The organism is Carboxylicivirga sp., assembly GCF_982718395.1.
The window spans coordinates 45,112-65,810 of the sequence record NZ_CEXQWX010000011.1 but is presented as its reverse complement, the minus strand read 5'-3'; the positions used below and the strand labels follow the sequence as shown (position 1 = coordinate 65,810).

At 37.0% G+C, this 20,699-nt stretch carries 18 protein-coding genes; 11 read left to right on the top strand and 7 right to left on the bottom strand.

Annotated features, from left to right (window positions below; all coding sequences use genetic code 11):
- Nucleotides 1-654: sensor histidine kinase (locus AC4MRQ_RS04105; RefSeq protein ID WP_491196378.1), on the top strand; the 654-nt coding region annotated here is incomplete at its 5' end.
- Here AC4MRQ_RS04105 and AC4MRQ_RS04100 read toward each other — a convergent pair.
- On the bottom strand, nt 647-1,276 hold the full coding sequence (locus AC4MRQ_RS04100) for an HAD family hydrolase (RefSeq protein WP_491196377.1): 630 nt from the start codon (nt 1,274-1,276) through the stop codon (nt 647-649). The two genes, AC4MRQ_RS04105 and AC4MRQ_RS04100, sit on opposite strands and share 8 nt — an antisense overlap.
- Before the next feature lie 184 nt (nt 1,277-1,460).
- On the opposite strand from AC4MRQ_RS04100, the gene lysS reads away from it, so the two are divergent.
- The 4 genes from lysS (at nt 1,461) to pgi (ending at nt 6,564) form a co-directional block, all read left to right on the top strand.
- Nucleotides 1,461-3,182: a lysine--tRNA ligase gene (gene lysS / locus AC4MRQ_RS04095; RefSeq protein ID WP_491196376.1), complete on the top strand. Its 1,722-nt coding sequence runs from the start codon at nt 1,461-1,463 to the stop codon at nt 3,180-3,182.
- A gap of 84 nt (nt 3,183-3,266) precedes the next feature.
- Nucleotides 3,267-4,262, top strand: a complete 996-nt coding sequence (locus AC4MRQ_RS04090; RefSeq protein WP_491196375.1) for an NAD(P)H-dependent glycerol-3-phosphate dehydrogenase — start codon at nt 3,267-3,269, stop codon at nt 4,260-4,262.
- A 100-nt stretch (nt 4,263-4,362) separates the two neighbouring features.
- Entirely contained in the window at nt 4,363-4,740 is a 378-nt protein-coding gene (locus AC4MRQ_RS04085) for a GxxExxY protein (RefSeq protein WP_491196374.1), read from the top strand.
- 174 nt (nt 4,741-4,914) lie between these two features.
- Nucleotides 4,915-6,564 carry a glucose-6-phosphate isomerase gene (gene pgi, locus AC4MRQ_RS04080; protein ID WP_491196373.1) on the top strand — a complete coding sequence of 550 codons (1,650 nt, stop codon included), beginning with the start codon at nt 4,915-4,917 and terminating at the stop codon, nt 6,562-6,564.
- Between the two features lie 172 nt (nt 6,565-6,736).
- Here pgi and AC4MRQ_RS04075 read toward each other — a convergent pair whose 3' ends face one another.
- A complete protein-coding gene (locus tag AC4MRQ_RS04075; protein WP_491196372.1) occupies nt 6,737-7,258 on the bottom strand; it encodes a hypothetical protein in 522 nt (173 codons plus the stop codon).
- A gap of 4 nt (nt 7,259-7,262) precedes the next feature.
- Complete coding sequence (locus AC4MRQ_RS04070; protein ID WP_491196371.1) at nt 7,263-9,077, bottom strand: AMP-dependent synthetase/ligase; 1,815 nt, start codon at nt 9,075-9,077, stop codon at nt 7,263-7,265.
- Between the two features lie 474 nt (nt 9,078-9,551).
- Here AC4MRQ_RS04070 and AC4MRQ_RS04065 point away from each other — a divergent pair, with 474 nt between their 5' ends.
- Both AC4MRQ_RS04065 and AC4MRQ_RS04060 read left to right on the top strand, forming a co-directional pair.
- Nucleotides 9,552-9,983, top strand: coding sequence for an SRPBCC family protein (locus AC4MRQ_RS04065; protein ID WP_491196370.1), 432 nt, complete (start codon nt 9,552-9,554; stop codon nt 9,981-9,983).
- 9 nt (nt 9,984-9,992) lie between these two features.
- Nucleotides 9,993-10,799 carry a hypothetical protein gene (locus AC4MRQ_RS04060; RefSeq protein WP_491196369.1) on the top strand — a complete coding sequence of 269 codons (807 nt, stop codon included), beginning with the start codon at nt 9,993-9,995 and terminating at the stop codon, nt 10,797-10,799.
- A 384-nt stretch (nt 10,800-11,183) separates the two neighbouring features.
- On the opposite strand, the gene AC4MRQ_RS04055 is transcribed toward AC4MRQ_RS04060, so the two are convergent.
- The 4 genes from AC4MRQ_RS04055 to AC4MRQ_RS04040 all read right to left on the bottom strand — a co-directional run bounded on the left by AC4MRQ_RS04055 (nt 11,184) and on the right by AC4MRQ_RS04040 (nt 16,036).
- Entirely contained in the window at nt 11,184-11,768 is a 585-nt protein-coding gene (locus tag AC4MRQ_RS04055; protein ID WP_491196368.1) for a DUF3267 domain-containing protein, read from the bottom strand.
- An 80-nt stretch (nt 11,769-11,848) separates the two neighbouring features.
- Nucleotides 11,849-12,607, bottom strand: a complete 759-nt coding sequence (locus tag AC4MRQ_RS04050; protein ID WP_491196367.1) for a hypothetical protein — start codon at nt 12,605-12,607, stop codon at nt 11,849-11,851.
- A 271-nt stretch (nt 12,608-12,878) separates the two neighbouring features.
- Complete coding sequence (locus AC4MRQ_RS04045) at nt 12,879-14,777, bottom strand: carboxypeptidase-like regulatory domain-containing protein (RefSeq protein ID WP_491196366.1); 1,899 nt, start codon at nt 14,775-14,777, stop codon at nt 12,879-12,881.
- A 332-nt stretch (nt 14,778-15,109) separates the two neighbouring features.
- Nucleotides 15,110-16,036 carry an HU domain-containing protein gene (locus AC4MRQ_RS04040; protein ID WP_491196365.1) on the bottom strand — a complete coding sequence of 309 codons (927 nt, stop codon included), beginning with the start codon at nt 16,034-16,036 and terminating at the stop codon, nt 15,110-15,112.
- A gap of 417 nt (nt 16,037-16,453) precedes the next feature.
- Between AC4MRQ_RS04040 and galE the strand changes: the two genes are divergently transcribed.
- The 4 genes from galE to rfbB all read left to right on the top strand — a co-directional run bounded on the left by galE (nt 16,454) and on the right by rfbB (nt 20,605).
- Nucleotides 16,454-17,482, top strand: a complete 1,029-nt coding sequence (gene galE, locus AC4MRQ_RS04035) for a UDP-glucose 4-epimerase GalE (RefSeq protein WP_491196364.1) — start codon at nt 16,454-16,456, stop codon at nt 17,480-17,482.
- Nucleotides 17,483-17,645: 163 nt separating this feature from the next.
- Nucleotides 17,646-17,996 (top strand): DUF5684 domain-containing protein, encoded by a 351-nt coding sequence (locus AC4MRQ_RS04030; RefSeq protein ID WP_491196363.1) that lies wholly within the window; start codon nt 17,646-17,648, stop codon nt 17,994-17,996.
- Nucleotides 17,997-18,122: 126 nt separating this feature from the next.
- Nucleotides 18,123-19,487: a hypothetical protein gene (locus tag AC4MRQ_RS04025; protein WP_491196362.1), complete on the top strand. Its 1,365-nt coding sequence runs from the start codon at nt 18,123-18,125 to the stop codon at nt 19,485-19,487.
- 59 nt (nt 19,488-19,546) lie between these two features.
- On the top strand, nt 19,547-20,605 hold the full coding sequence (rfbB, locus tag AC4MRQ_RS04020) for a dTDP-glucose 4,6-dehydratase (RefSeq protein ID WP_491196361.1): 1,059 nt from the start codon (nt 19,547-19,549) through the stop codon (nt 20,603-20,605).
- Nucleotides 20,606-20,699 lie beyond the last annotated feature (94 nt).

The window sequence follows — 20,699 nt, the reverse complement described above, 5'->3', positions numbered from 1 at the left end:
AGTCATGAAATAAGGACACCATTAAATGGTGTGCTTGGACTCTTAGATGTTGGTTTGAAGCTATTATCGAATGATGAGACTACGCGACAATTGAGCAATGATATCTGGCAAAGTTCAAGAGAACTAACTAATAAAATTGACTATCTTATTCTTATTTCCGAGTTAGAAAGTAATACAGCTAAATTCAAATTTAGTGTTATTGATACAACAACAATCATTTACCTATTAAAAGATATCATCGAGCAAGTTGAGGCCGAATATCCTGAAAGAAAAATCCAAATAGAATATAAGTTCATCGATCATTCATGCTGGTATAAAATAGACACCCACTATTTTGAGGTAACAATTAAGGAGCTTCTAAGAAATGCTTTAAAATTCTCTAAGCAAGATGTAATAATACGTTTACAGAGTAACACAAATTTAGACATTGAGGTTATTGACAACGGTGTTGGAATGATTTCGATACCATTGATGGAAGATATTCAGTTGTTTGAAAAAACCAATAAGCGATCAAACAACCACTGTGGATTAGGTGTTGGATATAAGATCATTCATCATATTGTAAATCAACACAAGTGGAATATATACCATAAGTCCAATAAAAATTGTGGGTCAAAAATTTGCCTAAGTATATCTACCGAAACTCTTATCTAAAGATCGACTCAATTGGTTTCTCTTTGGAGACTAATAATGTTTTAAAACCCAATTCTTGAGCAGCATCCAGATTCAGTTGTGAGTCATCAAGAAACAAGGTCCGCTCTGGAATTAACTCAGCATCTTTTATGACATATTTGAAGCAATCAAGGTCTGGTTTATTAAATCTTATCTCGAATGAATAATATGCCTTTTTAAATATGGGCTCAATATTATCATACCCTTCGGCCATCCCTAAATAAGCTTTACGATGAATCTCATTAGTGTTACTAAGCAAATACACAGGTTTTTCCTTTGCAATCTTTTGTAATAGTTCAACCCGGCAGGCAGGTAACATGACCAACATTTCAGACCAGGCATCTATAATAACCTGATCATCTACTCTTTTTGGTAACATTTGCTGTATATGATCAATAAACTCTGTCGTGCTGATTGCACCTAGCTCATATTGTTTAAACAATCCATTATGATGCCCGTGAGTAATCTGTTCTTCAAGATTATGAAGCCCAATTTGCTGAAAAGCCTCAATAGCAGCCTGAGGATCAATATCAACAATAACTCCCCCTAAATCAAATAAATAGGCATCTATATTTGAGAATTTATTGGCTCCAATTATTTCCATAACATTAACAAATGTAGTTCAAGTCGTTAAATAAAATAAAACATTTGAACTAATAAATGACAAAATACCAAATTCGATGAAAACCATTATCTTTGCAAAACTTTTCCCCATTTTAAACGGAAAACAATAACGGTTGACAGGTAATTCTGTCATTTTAGTAATGTTCTAAAAATAGATTAATAGAATGAGTACGTTGGAACTGAGCGAACAGGAAATTATCAGACGAAAAAGTTTAGAGGAGCTAAACAAGCTGGGCATTAATCCGTATCCGGCAGCAGAATATAAAACCACTCATCTGTCAACTGAGATAAAACAGGAGTTTGATCCTGAAAAAAATAATCTGAAAGAAGTAGTGATTGCCGGTCGTATCATGAGCCGTCGGATCATGGGTAAAGCTTCTTTTGCCGAATTAAAAGATACTGAAGGACGTATTCAGATCTATCTGAACCGTGATGACATGTGTCCGGGTGAGGATAAAACATTATATAACACCGTATTCAAAAAACTTTTGGACATCGGTGATATCATTGGTGTTAAGGGATTTGTTTTCCAAACACAAATGGGTGAAACAACTGTTCACGTGAAGGAAATGACCGTTTTGAGCAAATCACTTAAACCACTTCCTATTGTTAAAGAAAAAGATGGAAAAGTGTACGATGCATTTTCTGATCCTGAGTTACGTTACCGTCAGCGCTATGTTGACCTGATCGTAAATGAAGGTGTGAAAGATGTATTTGTTAAGCGTACAAAGCTGATGAATAGTATGCGTCAATTCTTTAACGAACGTGGTTACCTGGAAGTTGAAACACCGATCTTGCAATCAATTCCTGGTGGAGCTGCTGCACGTCCGTTTATTACGCATCACAATGCTTTAGATATTCCATTGTATCTGCGTATTGCCAATGAGCTTTACCTGAAGCGATTAATTGTTGGTGGATTTGATGGCGTTTATGAGTTTGCCAAAGACTTCCGTAACGAAGGAATGGATCGCACTCACAACCCTGAGTTTACGGTGATGGAAATCTATGTTGCTTATAAAGATTATAAGTGGATGATGGATTTCACCGAAGAGATGGTGGAAAAAGTGGCTATAGATCTACATGGCAAGACTGAACTACAGGTCGGCGACAAAACTATTGAGTTTAAGAGACCTTATAAGCGCATTTCTATTTTGGATGCCATTAAGGAGCACACCGGTATTGATGTTTCAGGAATGAACGAAGAGCAGTTACGTGGTGTTTGTGCTGATCTGGAAATTGAGATTGATGATTCAATGGGTAAAGGCAAACTGATTGATGAAATCTTTGGTGAAAAATGTGAGCACAACTACATCCAGCCAACTTTCATTACTGACTATCCGGTTGAGATGTCTCCTTTGGCTAAGCGTCACCGTGATAATCCTGAACTGACTGAGCGTTTTGAGTTGATGGTAAACGGTAAGGAGATTTGTAATGCTTATTCTGAGTTAAACCACCCAATCGACCAGAAAGAGCGCTTTGAAGAGCAAATGCGCTTATCTGAAAAAGGTGATGATGAAGCTATGTTCATTGATCATGACTTTGTTCGTGCGCTGGAATATGGTATGCCTCCTACATCGGGTATGGGAATCGGTATCGACCGCTTAACCATGTTGATGACCAACTCAGATTCTATCCAGGATGTATTATTCTTCCCGCAAATGCGACCTGAAAAACGCATTGTACCAGATGGTGATGAGAAATTTGCAGAACTTGGAATTGCACCCGAGTGGATCGAAGTTATCCGCAAAGTTGGATTCAGTAAAGTTGATGCTCTTAAAGAGGTGAAACCAACAAAATTATTTCAAGATATCTGCGGATACAATAAAAAGAACAAACTGGGTCTAAACAATCCATCGCAAGACGATGTAAAAGCTTGGTTATCTTAAGAAAATCTTAACATGGTAAGACAAAAAAGGCAATGTTTCCTTTTTTGTCTTATTTTTATCTCTCTAAACAAAACAACACAATATATGGATGAATCATCTAAGGTAGGTATTATCGGTAGTGGAAGCTGGGCGACTGCTATTGCTAAAATGCTATTAAACAATGTTACATCCATCAATTGGTATTTTCGAGATGAAGCGCATATTGAGGGTTTCAAGCGTTACCGCCATAACCCCAATTACCTTACAAGTGTTGAATTTAATCCTGATAGAATCGATTTCTCTGACGATATAAATGAAGTGGTACGCCAGTCTGACATAATAATTCTCGCTATTCCATCTGCATTTATTAAGTCAGCTTTAGAAAACCTTTCTGAATCGTTAAAAGATAAATTCGTTGTATCAGCCATTAAAGGGTTGGTCCCTGATGAAAATCTGATAATCGGACAATATTTCAATCAAAAGTATCAGGTGCCTACTGAGTCCATTGGGGTGATTAGCGGACCTTGTCATGCTGAGGAGGTGGCACTTGAAAGATTATCGTATTTAACAATTGCCTGCCAGGACATTAAAAAGGCTCGCGCCTTTGCTGGTTTTATGAAAACACCATATATCATGACTACAATTTCAGATGATATATATGGTACTGAATATGCCGCTGTTCTGAAAAACATCATGGCAGTAGCATCCGGAATCTGTCATGGCTTAGGTTATGGTGATAACTTTCAGGCAGTATTGATCTCCAATGCTATTCAGGAAATGAAACGTTTTGTTGATACTGTCCATCCAATAACCCGCGATATTAAGAGCTCTGCCTACCTGGGTGACCTGCTGGTAACGGCTTATTCACAATTTAGCCGTAACCGTATGTTTGGAACCATGATCGGTAAAGGTTACTCGGTGAAATATGCTCAAATGGAGATGTTAATGATTGCCGAAGGATATTATGCGGTTAAAAGCATTCATCAAATAAATGATAAGTACAAAGTTAATATGCCTATTACCGAAGCTGTTTACAACATCATTTATGATAAGATTTCCCCAGCTATGGAGATACGATTATTGACCGAACATCTAAGATAATAGATTATTGTCCCGCAGATTGCGCAGATAATCGCAGAATAGAATATTAGTAAACTCATCAGCATAAATCCGCGCAATCAGAGAGAAAAGATTAATATCAATGACAGAAAACGATATATCTTATAAAATTCGGGGAGCTATTTTTAGTGTTTACAATGCACTAGGTCCTGGTTTATTAGAATCAGTATATTCCGCAGCATTATTTCATGAACTAAAAGAATCAGGATTAAAAGTTGAAAAAGAAGCTCCGGTACCTGTTTATTATAAAGATACAAAAATTGATGTTGGATTCAGACTTGATCTACTGGTTGAAGATAAAGTGATTATTGAAATAAAATCCGTTGAAAACCTGGCTGAAGTTCATCATAAGCAATTGATAACATATCTGAAAGTAACAGACATAAAACTGGGAATATTAGTCAATTTTAATACTGATGAAATAAAAAGTGGAATATTTAGAAAAGTGAATGGATTATAACAGGATTATCCCATAGATAACGCTGATAATCACACAAAACAATCAAATCATACTAAAACAACTCGTTAAGAAAACAGATAAACGCAGATTCAAACACAAATAAACTTTTCAGCGTAAATCAGCGTAATCAGCGGGAAACAATATTATCAATACAAACAAACAAATACTACTAACATGTTACCAGGTATTAATCCAACTACTACCAAAGCGTGGAAAGAACTTGAGGCCTATTATGCCGAGTTCAAAGACACACACATGAAAGATTTATTTGCCAAGGATGGCCAGCGTTTCGAAAAGTATTCATTACGCTTCGAAGACATTCTTTTGGATTATTCAAAAAACCGCATCGACGATAAGGTAATGTCATTGCTATTTCAATTGGCAGAAGAGTGTGGTTTAAAAGATGCTATCAACAGTGTTTTTGCCGGTGAAGCAATCAATGTAACCGAAAATCGTGCGGTGTTACATACTGCTTTACGTAACCGTAGCAACACTCCTGTTATGGTGGATGGTAAAAACGTGATGCCCGATATTAACCGTGTGCTTGATCAAATGAAAACCTTCTCTGAGAAAGTTATTTCCGGCGAATGGAAGGGATACACAGGAAAAGCTATCACTGATATCGTAAACATTGGTATTGGTGGTTCAGACTTAGGTCCTTTGATGGTTACTGAAGCTTTAAAACCATACAAAAAGAACGTCAATCTTCATTTTGTATCCAATGTTGACGGAACACACATTGCCGAAGCATTGAAAGTGGTTAATCCTGAAACAACACTTTTTATCATTGCTTCAAAAACCTTTACCACTCAGGAAACTATGACCAATGCCAACTCGGCTAAATCTTGGTTCCTGGAGGCTGCTAATGACAAAGCTGCTGTTGCTAAGCATTTCGTGGCTCTTTCTACCAATGCTGAAGCTGTTGCTGCTTTTGGTATTGATACTGCCAATATGTTCGAGTTCTGGAATTGGGTAGGTGGTCGTTATTCATTATGGTCGGCTATTGGTTTGAGCATTGCCTGTGGAATTGGCTTTGACAACTTCCATGAATTACTGGAAGGTGCGCATGCCATGGATATCCACTTTAAAACCTGTTCGTTCGAAAGTAATTTACCCGTTATACTGGCGATGATTGGTATCTGGTATAACAACTTCTACGGAGCTGAAACAGAAGCCATCTTACCATATGACCAGTATATGCACCGTTTTTCGGCCTATTTCCAGCAAGGTAATATGGAAAGTAACGGTAAATACGTTGACCGCAATGGTGAGCGAGTTAACTATCAGACTGGACCTATTCTTTGGGGTGAGCCCGGAACAAATGGTCAGCATGCTTTTTACCAGTTGATTCACCAGGGAACGAAATTGATACCTTGTGACTTTATGGCAACAGCGAAAAGTCATAATCCATTGAGCGATCATCATCCAAAGTTGCTGGCTAACTTCTTTGCTCAGACTGAGGCCATGATGGTAGGTAAGACTGAAGAACAAGTAACAGAAGAGTTAAAAGCAGCTGGTAAATCAGAAAAAGAAATTGCAGCTTTATTACCATTCAAAGTATTCTTAGGTAATATTCCTACCAACTCGATTCTGATGAAGGAGTTGAATCCACGCACCTTAGGTTCATTAATCGCCATGTACGAGCATAAGATTTTTGTTCAGGGTATTCTTTGGAATATTTACAGTTTCGACCAATGGGGTGTTGAACTTGGTAAGCAATTAGCTAACGCCATTTTACCTGAGTTGCAAAGTGATGATGCAGTTACTTCTCACGATGCTTCAACCAATGGTTTGGTAAATGCTTATAAAGAAATGAAGAAGTAAAAAAGAGATGAGATGTAAGTATTGAGATATGAGACTATTTACAGCTTGACTATAAAAAACAAAATGCTTTGGGAGAAATTCCAAAGCATTTTGTTTTTTTACTCGTCGGATGAATATTTACATCACGTTCATATTCATCCGATGAGTAAATGATAACAGTGCGCTGTGTGTCCTATTTCTTTGTCAGATTATTTGTTCCAAAACACATAAATTCCCTTCCAGGAAACTTAACCTCAAAGATTGTTTCAAATTCAGTAGTCGATAATTTCTTAATTGTCCAGCGTGCCTTACCTCCATTTAAATTCTCAATATCTTCTGTTTCAAATACAAGGGTAGAATCATTGCTAATACTATCATTTAAGACATATTGATTAACAAATCCTTCAATATTAAATTGCCTGAATACAATTAGTTGCCTGTTACTATCGTAACTAATAAATCCCTTATCGATATGGTGTTCTCCCTCGGGCTTTTTTTCTGTTGGCTCAAACTTTGAGTCATTAACCACTTCAATGTATTTTCCATCCATTACATAGTGAAAGCTTGACTCAATTTTGGATTTATTATTACCAAAACCAGAGCCATTGCCACCCCAATCACCAATAAGGAAATCCAGTCTGTTAAATGCATTTTCCTGGCCAACCGCTAGTACAGTGCACAATAGACAAAAAGCAAATGCAGTTATTTTCTTCATTTTATTAATTGAATTTAATCGATCCTTTATTTTCCTCGTTTTCTCCATACGAATACATCTCACGAAGAATATCAGCATATTTCCTATAGATAACTCTTCGTCTGAGTTTTAAAGTTGGTGATAATTCTCCACTGGCTGCTGTCCACGCCTCATGTACCAGGCGAAAACGTTTAATCTCTTCATGCTTGCCGATCATCTTATTATAACGTATCACCTCTTTACGGAATACGCCCATAATATTTTCGTCTTTTATCAGTTCCTGGTTATCCCGGAAATGCACTTTATGATCGTGCGCCCACATGTGCAAGTATTCGAAGTTAGGTGCCAGTATAGCGCCGGCATACTTCTCACTTTCACCGACGATAATTGCCTGCTCAATAAAATCTGACTCTTTTAAGAGATTTTCAATTGATTGAGGGGCAATGTATTTACCACTCGATAATTTAAACATCTCTTTTTTACGATCGGTTATTTTCAGAAACTTACCCTTAATCAAAGTTCCGATGTCACCTGTATGAAACCAGCCATCTTTATTAATAACCTCAGCAGTTGTTTTCTCATCTTTATAATAGCCCATCATAATATTTGGTCCCTTGGCCAGAATCTCTCCATCATCCTCAATACGAACCTCAACACTATCGAACACCGTACCAACCGTACCAATCATCAAATTACCAGATTCTTCGGTATAATTCGATGCAATAACGGGTGCTGTTTCAGTTAAGCCATAGCCCTCCATCAATGGTATACCAGCTGCAAAAAATAATCGGCTTAGGCGGGGTTGCAATGCTGCTCCTCCACTTACCACAAAACGCAGATTCCCGCCAAAAGCTTTTTGCCATTTCGAGAAAATCAGCTTACGTGCAATCTTTAGTTTAGCTGCATATAAGGGATAATTCTTACCATTGGTCCGGTAGCGTTCTCCCAAACGCATTGCCCAGAAGAACAAAGCTTTCTTAACACCTGACAGGTCATTTCCTTTCGACACCAGCTTGTCATAGATGCGCTCTATCACGCGGGGTACAGTAACAAAAGCATTGGCTTTAATATCCTTTAAATCCTGTGCGATTGTTCCCAGGTTTTCGGCATAATAGATACTGCAGCCATTAAACTGGTAAAGGTAGTTGATCATGCGCTCGTAGACATGACATAAAGGTAAAAAGCTCAGAATTCTATCCGTTGACATCAGCGGATACCTTGGCAAAGCATCATGCATATTGCTCATAAAGTTTTTATGACTCAGCATCACTCCTTTAGGATTACCAGTTGTACCCGATGTATAAATAATGGACACCAACTCATCTTCTGAAATGTTGTTCCGGATTTCTTTAAACTGATCTTTCCACTTAATACGCTCCTGCTCTCCCAGATTGGTTATTTCACTCCAATTGGCAGCATCCTTGATGTCATTGAATGTGTATATCTCCTTAATACTGCCTATGTCTTTGGCCACTTCTTTTAGTCGACGATAAAGTATTATATCGGATACGATCAGCATCTTAGCATCACTGTGTTCCAGGATATACTTATATTCTTCATCGGAAATGGTAGGATAAACCGGTACATGTACCACCCCAATCATCGACATGCCCATGTCTACAAAGTTCCACTCGGGTCGGTTGTTGGAAACCGTAACTATTTTGTCACCTTTTTGAAAGCCTTTGGCTAATAAACCATAACTAAACAGTCTGGCTTGTTCGCTATACTCTTTAACACTGAATTTAACCCATTCACCATTTCGTTTGGCACACAATATATCTTCTTTATTGATATTTTGCTTGAGGTTAGCAAGCAAATCAAAGGTCCTTTTAATCTCCATAAAACTGATCTATTGGATTTTCCATTCAAACTCGACCGCTAAAGATACAATTTTTTTGATACCATAATTCCGCAAACAGAATTTTACAGCCCGCAGATAGCGCGGATTTACGCTGAAAATAGTTTCACTCGCTTGAGCGAATAGAAATCCTTGAGGACCAGCAGAAAAGAAAAAACTTACGAATCTTAGGTTATATTCTGTATTTGCGATTAATAATGCTTCAGGGAAATCACCTTTAACAATTTCAACCTCCTCCCCACTTCAGCAATTACAAAGCATTCCATGGAATAAACTCGCTAAGCGTTTCTAATGCGTTAAGCGGAGTAGCACCGGTTTGCGCTGAATACAGTTTCACTTAACTGAGGGAATAAGATTCTGTGATAATCTGTGCAATCTGCGGGAAAAAAGCTACGAATCATAAGTAACGCTTTGGAGTTAGGTGATAAACATGTAATTTGCAGAAAACTCTTGTCAATGAAAGAAACTACTATAAAAACAGAGCAGCAATTTAACTGTAAGCCATCCAGACTATGGAAAGCCATCACCAATGTCGAAGAAATGCGCCAGTGGTTTTTCGACAATATACCTGATTTTAAAGCTGAGGTAGGCTTTGAAACCAAATTTATGGTAGATGCAGGTGAACGACAATTTATGCACCTATGGAAGATTATCGAAGTAATTCCCGAGAAGTTAATTAAATACGAGTGGTGCTACGAAGGCTACAAAGGAACAGGATATGTCACCTTTAGAATTGACAAAAATGATCATAAAACATTTTTAACACTGACCAACGAAGGGTTGGAAAGTTTTCATCCGAAAGTGCCCGAGTTCACCAGAGAAAACTGCACAATGGGATGGAGATATTTCATCAATGACAGATTAAAAGACTATATTGCTAAGCTTTAAGTACTGTCAATGAGAAAGAACTGGAAGATGTTAATGCATGTATTGGTGTTTCTGTTACTCACCTTAGTAACGCAAATTGGCGGTGTTGTTTATTTAATGTCTTTCGTTTTTTGCAATCGTATAAAACATTCCTTTCCGTTAAAGGGATTAGCTGCTTTTATTATTATCTATTCTCTTGGTACCTTTCTTACTACGCCTCTACTTGCTAAACTTTTTAACAGAGAGCGCATTGTTCACTACGATAATCTAAAGCCAGCCAATTACATGACTGTGTTGATGAACCGCAATTATGTAAGACCGGAAGTAAATAATTATCTAAGAATGGTTTCGGAAGAACTTGGTAAAAAGAATAAGCATCTTGTAATCCGTTATCTTGATGCAAATTTTCCATTGATTGATGGCTTCCCTTTACTCCCACACCTGAGTCATAGCGACGGCAAGAAAATTGACCTGAGCTTGATATATGAAAACAAACATGGTCAAATTGTTAATTCCTCAAAATCAATAAGTGGTTATGGTGTTTTTGAAGAGCCACGAAATGGTGAGATTAACCAAACAAAAGCTTGCCAAATAGCTGGATTCTCCTACTACGATGCACCTAAATACCTTACTTTAGGCAGCATTAATGACGAACTTCGCTTTTCTGAGAAAGGCACCAAAACATTGATGGAAGCGCTAATGATGCCCAACGCTGTTGAAAAGGTTTTTCTGGAGCCTCACCTGACCGAACGCCTGCATCTGAAACACAAAAAAATCCGCTTTCATGGATGCCACTCGGTGAGGCACGATGATCATATTCATGTGCAGGTCAAGTGATCATCTTGAAGAACAACCAAACGTTTATATCCGAGAACATACAATACTTTGTCTACAAAATGCATTATATTGAATCACTTTCAATAGTTGTGGATTAATGTTAATTCCCGAAGGAAGCCTTATTAATAATTTACTGAAGTTTTCCATGCCTGATAATAATATATGTAGCTTGCTGCGCAAGTAGTTGTAAACCACAAATTGATCAAATTGCACAGATGTGTTTATCTTCGATAAACATGAATTGCATGGCAATTCTCAATTTGTGATAAGTAGCATAATTTGTGGTTAAATTCATTAGTTAATTTGGTTATCAATGGTTGTTTGGTGAATATTCTTCTATTCAATTAATTATTAAATACAGAGACCATCAGTTAAATTAAATTTTCAGTCTATCTTTCTATAGACAAAACAACCTGCTTCAGAAGGATGATCCTGAACCAAATCTGTACTTTTCTCATTTCGCAACAAGTTAACCACCAAAAAGTCTCCGGCTGCTGCCATAGTAAAGAATGTCCCAAACGCCAACATTCCCAGATCTTGTGTCCAGATTCCAAATATTGCAGGTGCCACTCCCAGAAAAACAGCTGGTGTCAGTGCCCCAATAATGTACTGTCTTACACTTAGAGGCTCTTTGCAATGACAATAGGGTGTAAGCATTGTCCATAGTATGCCAAATCTAATAGACTTAAATCCTTGTTTAGCAAAGATCGCCCAGGTGATGCCATGTATTAGTTCATGTAACACAATACCTGATAATAATGAACATACAACGATAGCAAACTTATAACTTACCATCTGAAAACTTAAGCTATCCATAAATCCTTTAATATCAATTACCGGATTCCAGATTAGATAATAAGGTAATCCATAAACAATAAGGATGGGTATCAGAATTATGATTCCGAAAATATTGGCCCAGACTAAGTCTATGGTTAGTTTCTCGGTTTTATAGCCTTCAATTTCATACATAGCTTATTGGTATAAGACAGAGTAATTTCTTTCGTTGTTGGTGTCATATGAATCATTAATATATCACAATTCCAAATAACTTATTTTCGCAATATATGCGCTGATTCATTCAATATTGATTTATCATTCTTATAAACGATCAATTCACCCGGAGGTGTATCATCAGCTCCAATATTATTAATTGAACAAACATATGTATAGATTCCATTGTAAAACTCATATCTATGATTTCCTCCACTACCTTCATGGATTACAGTCCCATTTTTTAATACTAAATCCGGCGCTTCACTCATCTCAGACTTGATTGACCATGAAGCATACCTATATTTCCCATTACTCAATTGATCAATCCTTACTCTAAACCTTTTAGTCCCCATAATAAGGATTGGCTTTTCAAACTCCTTTATGCTTTCGTGAATTAATTCTTTGCTTCCATTAACGAGTGTCTCTATTTTCTTTCGTTCAAACGCAGATTGATAGTTGAGCGCAATCAGTTTTCCATCATAATCCAGCCATAACTCTCCATTGTTAAACATGATACCTCTCCAGCCAACTGCTGACCAATCATTCTCTATATCAGATGAACTTATAATTATCCTTAAACTATCATCGAATATTTTATGATATCGTTTCTGAAATTCATGTTCATTATTAATACTCATAAGAGGGTGTTTTCTCTTCAGTGGGTAAGCAATCATTGTTTTTAAATTATCAACATCATCGTTTTTGATGCAATCAATGAATGTTCTAACAACTTCCTGATGCTCTTCTTTAAGTTCCTGAGAAAAACCCCAATTAAAAGATAATAGTAAAATGGTGATTGTAATTTGTCTTTTCATCCTTTTGTATTTTACGCTGAATATATACGAAAAAATGTATTTCGAAGAATCACTCAATCACAATTAAGGGAAATTGCTTTTGAAACCGCATTTGAACCTTTATTTCCTCAAGTGGAATTTTATAGCCGCAGATAACGCGGATTTACGCTAAAAGTATTCTAACCTGTCTGGCTACGCAAAAATCTGCTGAAATCTGCACTATCTGTGGAGAAAAACTTGTAATCACAGGTGATAATCTTCTTTTAAATGAGCCAATAAACACTTCAGGTCATTAAAACATCAACCTCACCCCAACTGAGACAGACCAGTTATCATAGTTAGCTCCGCTTTGGTATGTTTGTTTCCCATCTATGGTTAAAACAGCTTCGGTCTCTGATAGTAACTCATTGGCCGTCTTACGCGTCAGGAAAAAACCTGATCGCTCTTTCAGGTATAATACATCATCTATGTCGGAAGGAATGTAGTAGTTGACATTAACATCCAGATACAACATTGACGACAGTTGATACAACAAACTGCTCCCAGTTTGTAAACCATGGTGCCTTATGCTGGGCAATGCTTCTATTTTAGAGTTTTTAAAATTCTTTCCTCCAAAACTAAATTCCATATCAAAGTTTTGTACACCAATCGACCGTCCGTATTTATGCCATACATAAGCCAATTGAGGTTCCAAAAACAGGTTATTACCCATTGTTTTCAGGGGGAGTTTGTAACTGATTTGAGGTCCATGCTTTTCTTGTAAATTACTATCACTCAAACCCATTTCAATTATATAGCCAATATTCATTTGTTGTGACAAGTTATAGGCTATCGACATATCTAAAGCTAATGTTGTACCGGCATTGTTTAGTTTTCGTTCATAGCTGACATCTCGGTAGGTTAAGTGTCTTAATCCGGATGACAAGTGATAAGGTTCATATGCAATTTTATAGGAAATATCCAGCCTCCTGAAAAAGTCCAGAAGTTGATCTTTCTTTTTCATTTGCCGATGCTTGTTCTCAAAAATATGTTTCGTCGTTAATGTATCTACCACTTCAATCTGAGCCAAAGTATTATAATCTTTCCAATCACTCTGGAAATAATCAGTTGCTTCCCGGTCGGGTACATAGGCAAGTTGAATCTGACAATTGTATGGAATAGCAGCTACGTTAGATGTTTTGCTTTTCGTAATTACCATTTCCAATGGTGAGTAAAATATGTTTCCGGTTTTAGTTTCTATTTGTTCATTCTCAAAAATTGATTTGAGGAAGCACACCGAATCGCGCAACTGATAGTTCACCACATAGGTTTTACTTAAAGATCTTAAACCATAGCTTGTTTTTATGGGACTGTCAAATCGTCTTTCCAATCCTTGATCTGTTAACTGAAGGTCAAAGCGCAGATAGCTCAATGTAGAAACATGAATAAACATTGTCCCTTTGAACGATTTCTTGCTTCCTGCTTTGGGTTGAAAACTTATTTGATGCACCTGTTCATCATTGTATTTTGTAAGGCCCTCATAAGTATATTCATAGTCCTTATGTGGCTTTATAAAACTATAGCGCTCTTTAACACAATCAAGCTCATGAATAAAATGCGGCCCTCCATAAAAACTAATAGGAAAGGTTTGACCGCTGTCGGCATCAATGTATTTCCGTGATTCAATAAGCTGCACTGTCCCTGATTGTGCATTTTTATAGCTCGATTTATTAGCCTTTGTAATAGCTTCTACTAAACGAATGTACTGGCGTTTATTATTTTGAAGCCCTTCGCGATAAAAAGCTTCATATTGCGTTGGATAGAATGGATAATTTTCGGGTATCTTCTCGTAAGCTTTACGCAAAAAGCTGCGCAAAGTACTATCGGGCATAATAGTTACCTCACCTAATTGCACATCAGCCGGTGTCAATACGATATCGCCATTCTTCAAAAGTTGAGAAACACTGACCTCTCTGGAGTCGTATCCAATACAACTAAAACAGACGGTGGCATTGGCGTATTGCATGGGAACCTTTAGTTGATATTTACCATCTGCATCCGATACAGTGCCTAGGTAGGTATTTTTAATACTGATATTGACGAAGGGGATAGCATTATGATTGACGCTATTGATAATTCGCCCATTAAGTTGTTGGGCACTGATATTACTGTATGCCCAGCAAGAAAAAAATGCTAATAAAAGTATTCGCATAATATGAGTCAGGATTAGGTTAAATGTAATTCAAAGATAAAAAATCTGACCTAATCTCATAAACATAACTTAGTTAGTCCTATCACCGTAGAATGTATCATAGTATAAAAAGCAAAATACGACTCATTGCATATGTAATAAAACATGAATGACCATTCATTTCTCCAGCATTCTTCCTGCAACTTAAAAACTTTCGTAATACACGGAAACATTGGTTGGAATGAAAGGATACCTTTTCCATCCTCTTTAACTTAAGAAAGACGATGGTTTAAATAAAAAAGGCTGCATCAGAAAAACTGAGCAGCCCTAAATTATTTCGGTTCAATAAAATTCTATCGTTGAGTTAACACCCAAACCGTTTTAAAGTTTTCCTGGTTACGGTAGGCGTTCAAATCCGATATTGCATCATTCTTAGAACTATATCCATTTAGAGCTACACGATAACGGTTATTAGGACTGGCTAAAACAAAGGCCTGATCCTCACCCATCTTTTTAATATTATTTAAAAACCGCAATGCCTGATTTTCTGATTTAAAACTTCCTGCAATCAGAAAGTATACATCTGGTTTGGCCGGAATTATCTCCTCAGCAATTGACTCATTAACTTCCTTTTCAGTTGCTACATAAGTCTCTTCTGTCACTTCATCAGGGTTACCTGACGTTACAAAAGATAAAGCATTGGCAGTAATGGCTTCTTTATTATGTAAAGGATTTTTCACAGACTGTGAAATAGCAAATAAGCCAATTACCATTGCTACAGAAGCGGCAATCTGCTTAATACCAACTGGCTGTAACAAGCGACGAACCCTTGCATTTTCGACAACTGGCTTTTGAGAAGTACTTATTGATGTAAAATGGAACGAGCTCAATCCATAAGCTTCTGCAGAATAAGACACTGAATGTTCTGCATCAAACTGCAAGTTACCCAATGCATCCTTTTTCAGGCTTCCTATTTTTTTAATTTCAGCCTTTCCTCCATTATTAATTTTTGTCATGACCTCTCCAACAAATTCCTCGACCATCACCTTAGCTTTCCCGTAGCTTAAATCATTCTGACGGGCCAGCGTACTAATTAATAAGCCATCATTGTGCGACAAGCTACGATTAAAACCAATCTCCTTCGATGGTGGTAAAAACATATTCTTATCAGTATCAATGTCAGCACTCACTGGCGTCGAAACCAAAGCTCCAAGATTCGGAATAATCACGCACTCGTGCGTGAATAATAGATTTGATATTTGTTGGTTAACTGTTGTCATAACTGCAAAATTAAGAAAAAGCCTGCTGATGATATTAACTTTATTTCAACAACTGTTAATTGCCTGTTGATAATAAGTTGATAAAGCTTCTCGTTATTAACCTCTTACTGTGAAACAATGAGCTAAGTTACTAAATAAGAGTTCAAAATCACAAGTTTTTATTGTGGATAAGTAATTTCAAAACCTGTTAATAACGTTAACAAGCTCGATGATTAAGAGCACATTATACCATCTTTACACAAAAACACAATGTCCCTTGCAATCAAACCTACTAGCTCCTTTCAAGCTAGATCATTAAAAGTACTTTCAACTTTTATTAATGTCTTAATTTTCAATTTATGCCAATTTCCTGATCGTTGATTGCAAACGATTTCGTACTTTTACGGCTCGTTTAACGACAATGTAAAAGCTAAACTAATGGCAAAGCAAATTTTAGTAACCGGTGGAACAGGTTACATTGGATCGCACACCGTGGTCGAACTTCAGGAAAAAGGATTTGATGTAGTAATTGTTGACAACCTGTCAAATTCAAAAATCGAGGTATTAGATAACATTGAAAAAATCACCGGGATTCGTCCGGCTTTTGAAAAATTTGATCTTTCAGAAAGAGATTTAACAGATGCTTTTTTCCAGAAGTACCCTAACATTGAAGCCATCATCCACTTTGCTGCTTATAAGGCTGTTGGTGAATCTGTGCAGAAACCATTAGAATATTACCGTAACAATATGGGCTCGTTGATGAACCTGCTGGAGTGCATGAACAAATATAATGTGCCCCATATGGTATTCTCATCATCGTGTACCGTTTACGGACAGCCGGATGTATTACCAGTAACAGAGCAAACACCTCGCAAAGAAGCTGAATCTCCGTATGGTAATACCAAGGCCATATGTGAGGATATTATGCGCGATTACTGTAAATCAAACGAGAAGGTGAATTGTATAGCATTACGTTATTTTAATCCGATTGGTGCCCACCCAAGTGCTTTAATTGGTGAACTACCAGTTGGAATACCTAATAACCTTGTGCCTTTCATCACTCAAACCGCTGCCGGTCTGCGTGAAGAGTTAAGCATCTTTGGTGATGATTACAATACAGAAGATGGAACTGCTATACGTGACTACATCAATGTGGTTGATCTGGCCAAAGCACATGTTGTTGCAATCGATCGCATGTTGGATGGTAAATCAAAAGCTAACTACGAGTACTTTAATGTTGGTACTGGATCAGGCTACTCAGTTATGCAATTGGCTAAAGCCTTTATTGAAGTGACAGGAGTTAATTTAAAATATAAGATAGTAGACCGTCGTGCCGGTGATATCGAAAAGATATGGGCAGATACCACTTACGGTAATAACGAGCTTGGCTGGAAAGCTGAAAAAACGTTAGAAGAAACACTTGCCTCGGCCTGGGCCTGGGAAAAGAATGTTAGAGGAATTAATTAAAAAGCAAAGCTAATTGTTGTGCAATGTAATGCACAGTACATTGGTTCAAAACTCCAAAAGATAAAAGCTGTTAGTAATTACTGGCAGCTTTTTCTATATTCACGAAACAAAATCTTAAACGTGTGGTATAACACATTATTTCTAACCAATTAAATACAGATTTATGGAAAATGTAGGATTAGTAGGAGGATTAATTTACATGGCACTCTTGATTCTAATGATAGTTTCAGGATGGAAAATTTATGAAAAAGCAGGTAAACCTGGCTGGGCATGTATCATCCCAATTTATAGTGCAATTGTGTTATTGGAAATAATCGGTAAGCCATGGTGGTGGTTATTACTAATGTTAATCCCTGGCATTGGTTTAATTTGGGCTATCTGGGCAACAAACCTTCTATCTAAAAGCTATGGTCAAGGCGTTGGATTCACAATAGGTTTATTATTATTATCTCCTATTTTCTACCCAATCCTAGGACTTGGTGATGCTAAGTATCAGGGACCCGCAGGTTCGTAAGGATATATCAACAAAACACGCAGCCCCTTTATTGGGGCTTTTTTATTACTTTGCCTCAAATTTAGTCAGTATTAATTACTTACAACTTTGAAAACAAAGCACATATATTTTCTACTTTACTCCCTATTGATTGTCATATTAATTATTCTAAACATCGACAATCCTTTTTTTTGGGATAAAGATATTCTGGATTCAAAACAAGCTCATTGGTTTATTGAGAATAACTTTAACTTAATAATGCCAGATGCTATTGATGCTGGTCACCCTCCTTTTGTTGGTTTTTTGCTGGCAATATTATGGACTATATTTGGGAAAAACTTAGTTGTTGGTCATGTATTAATGGGTATTGTAGCAATTGGTGTAGCTTATCAACTATACAGGCTGGTTAATTATTTTTTTAAAGACAACTTTGTTCCTCCTGTATTGGCAGTTACATTGGCAGAAGCAGCTTTGCTAAGTCAGATGGTGATTGTATCAAGCGATTTGATCTTAACATTCTTCTTTCTCCTTACATTAAATGCTATACTTAATAACAAGAACACCTTGATTTTTATCGGTGCCATGCTATTAGCGCTTGTTAATTTACGAGGCATGACTACTGCATTTGCCCTAGGCCTTCTGGCTTTATTTATTAACCGCCAACAAATAAAAACACAATGGCAACAGATCATTAAAGTATTACTGCCATTTGCACTTGCCGCAATACCAGGAGTAACTTACCTGATTTTTCATTGGATCACTAAAGGCTGGTTTGTTCACCACGACGACAGTAATTGGCAAGGTTGCTATGAGACGGTTGATTTTAATGGCTTCATCCAAAATTGCATTGTCTACACCTGGCGGATGTTAGATGCAGGTCGTGTCTTGGTTTGGGGAATCGGATTTGTAATTACTATTCTTTTGTGGAAAAAGAAGTATCATGTTGATGATAATATAAAAACGATTGGAACTCTCTTTGTGCTACTTATAGTCATTAGCATACCAAGTTCATTAATGGCTAATATGTTGATCGATAATCGGTATTATCTGCCACTCTTCATCATGCTATCACTTAGTGTTAGTTATTTGATTAGCACATCTCACCTAACACTTTTTGTAAGAAAATCTATATTAACAGTGCTTTTTATTAGTCTTTTTAGTGGCACATTTTGGATATATCCTACTCCTATTTCAAACTGTTGGAGTGCGACATTAGCACACCTGCCTTATCATGAGCTTCGATACGAGATGAATGAATTTATTAAAGAGGCCCATATTGGACTTAATCAAGTAGGAACTTTTGTACCATATTGCACAAGTGACAAATATGTCTTTTTAAACAATAGCGATGAGATATTTAACCGAAGAGATTTTGATCAACACAAATACATCATCTATTCAAATGTATTTAATGCGAGCGATGAAGATTTAGAACAATTGGCTACAAATTGGAAAGTGATAAAAAGTCTCGAAAAAGGACAAGTTAATATGATATTGTACAAACGACAATAATGACTTTTGCAACTTGCTATTAATCTTGATACTTTTGTCCATATATTGATACTAATACCATGAAAAAGATATTAATTACCGGAGGAGCTGGTTTTATTGGTTCACATGTTGTTCGACTATTCGTTGAGAAATATCCCGATTACCACATCTACAATCTGGATGCCTTAACTTATGCTGGTAACCTGGAGAATCTTAAGGATATTGAAAGCAAAGACAATTACACTTTCATCAAGGCCGATATTACCGATGCTGATAAGATGAATAGTTTGTTTGCTGAGCATGGTTTTGATGGAGTGATACATTTGGCAGCAGAATCACATGTTGATCGCTCCATATCCGATCCTTTGGCATTTATTAAAACTAATATTCTTGGAACAGTTAACCTTCTGAATGCTGCTAAAGAATCTTGGAAGGATAATATGAGTGAAAAGCTGTTTTATCATATCTCAACCGATGAAGTGTATGGTTCGTTAGGCGAAACCGGATTATTTACAGAAACAACCGCCTATGATCCGCGCAGTCCATATTCGTCATCTAAGGCCAGTTCTGACCATTTGGTGCGTGCTTACCACCACACTTACGGGATGCAAGTGGTTATTTCAAACTGCTCTAATAATTATGGTCCAAATCAGTTCCCGGAGAAGTTAATTCCACTTTCGATTAATAACATCAAAAACAAAAAACCGATTCCAATCTATGGGAAAGGTGAAAACATTCGCGATTGGTTGTATGTGCACGATCATGCACGCGCTATTGACTTGATTTATCACAAAGGAAGCAATGGTGAGACTTATAACATAGGAGGTATTAACGAATGGACAAACATCGACCTTATTCATAAACTATGTGAGGTAATGGATAAAAAGCTGGGTCGTGAAGCTGGCGAATCGGCAAAACTTATCACATTTGTAAAAGATCGTGCAGGGCACGATATGCGTTATGCCATTGATGCAACAAAACTAACAAACGAGTTAGGATGGGCCCCATCACTTCAGTTCGAAGAGGGTATTGAAAAAACTGTAGACTGGTACCTCGCTAACGAAGAATGGCTCAGCAATATAATTTCGGGTGATTACGAAAATTATTACAAAAAGCAGTACAGTACTGACAGAACATAAATCCTAAAGGCCCAAGTGATATTGGGCCTTTTTAGATCCTTAAATTAGTCTTGACTATTATCCAGACTATCTGTCTGGTATCCCCACCTTCAAC

Excerpts from the sequence above, each read along its gene's own strand:
- pgi (WP_491196373.1), top strand. The coding sequence starts at position 4,915 with ATGTTACCAGGTATTAATCCAACTACTACCAAAGCGTGGAAAGAACTT.
- AC4MRQ_RS04030 (WP_491196363.1), top strand. The coding sequence starts at position 17,646 with ATGGAAAATGTAGGATTAGTAGGAGGATTAATTTACATGGCACTCTTG.
- AC4MRQ_RS04100 (WP_491196377.1), bottom strand. The coding sequence starts at position 1,276 with ATGGAAATAATTGGAGCCAATAAATTCTCAAATATAGATGCCTATTTA.
- AC4MRQ_RS04045 (WP_491196366.1), bottom strand. The coding sequence starts at position 14,777 with ATGCGAATACTTTTATTAGCATTTTTTTCTTGCTGGGCATACAGTAAT.
- AC4MRQ_RS04090 (WP_491196375.1), top strand. The coding sequence starts at position 3,267 with ATGGATGAATCATCTAAGGTAGGTATTATCGGTAGTGGAAGCTGGGCG.
- AC4MRQ_RS04070 (WP_491196371.1), bottom strand. The coding sequence starts at position 9,077 with ATGGAGATTAAAAGGACCTTTGATTTGCTTGCTAACCTCAAGCAAAAT.
- AC4MRQ_RS04085 (WP_491196374.1), top strand. The coding sequence starts at position 4,363 with ATGACAGAAAACGATATATCTTATAAAATTCGGGGAGCTATTTTTAGT.
- AC4MRQ_RS04050 (WP_491196367.1), bottom strand. The coding sequence starts at position 12,607 with ATGAAAAGACAAATTACAATCACCATTTTACTATTATCTTTTAATTGG.
- AC4MRQ_RS04060 (WP_491196369.1), top strand. The coding sequence starts at position 9,993 with ATGAGAAAGAACTGGAAGATGTTAATGCATGTATTGGTGTTTCTGTTA.
- AC4MRQ_RS04075 (WP_491196372.1), bottom strand. The coding sequence starts at position 7,258 with ATGAAGAAAATAACTGCATTTGCTTTTTGTCTATTGTGCACTGTACTA.
- AC4MRQ_RS04040 (WP_491196365.1), bottom strand. The coding sequence starts at position 16,036 with ATGACAACAGTTAACCAACAAATATCAAATCTATTATTCACGCACGAG.
- AC4MRQ_RS04055 (WP_491196368.1), bottom strand. The coding sequence starts at position 11,768 with ATGTATGAAATTGAAGGCTATAAAACCGAGAAACTAACCATAGACTTA.
- AC4MRQ_RS04065 (WP_491196370.1), top strand. The coding sequence starts at position 9,552 with ATGAAAGAAACTACTATAAAAACAGAGCAGCAATTTAACTGTAAGCCA.
- rfbB (WP_491196361.1), top strand. The coding sequence starts at position 19,547 with ATGAAAAAGATATTAATTACCGGAGGAGCTGGTTTTATTGGTTCACAT.
- lysS (WP_491196376.1), top strand. The coding sequence starts at position 1,461 with ATGAGTACGTTGGAACTGAGCGAACAGGAAATTATCAGACGAAAAAGT.
- galE (WP_491196364.1), top strand. The coding sequence starts at position 16,454 with ATGGCAAAGCAAATTTTAGTAACCGGTGGAACAGGTTACATTGGATCG.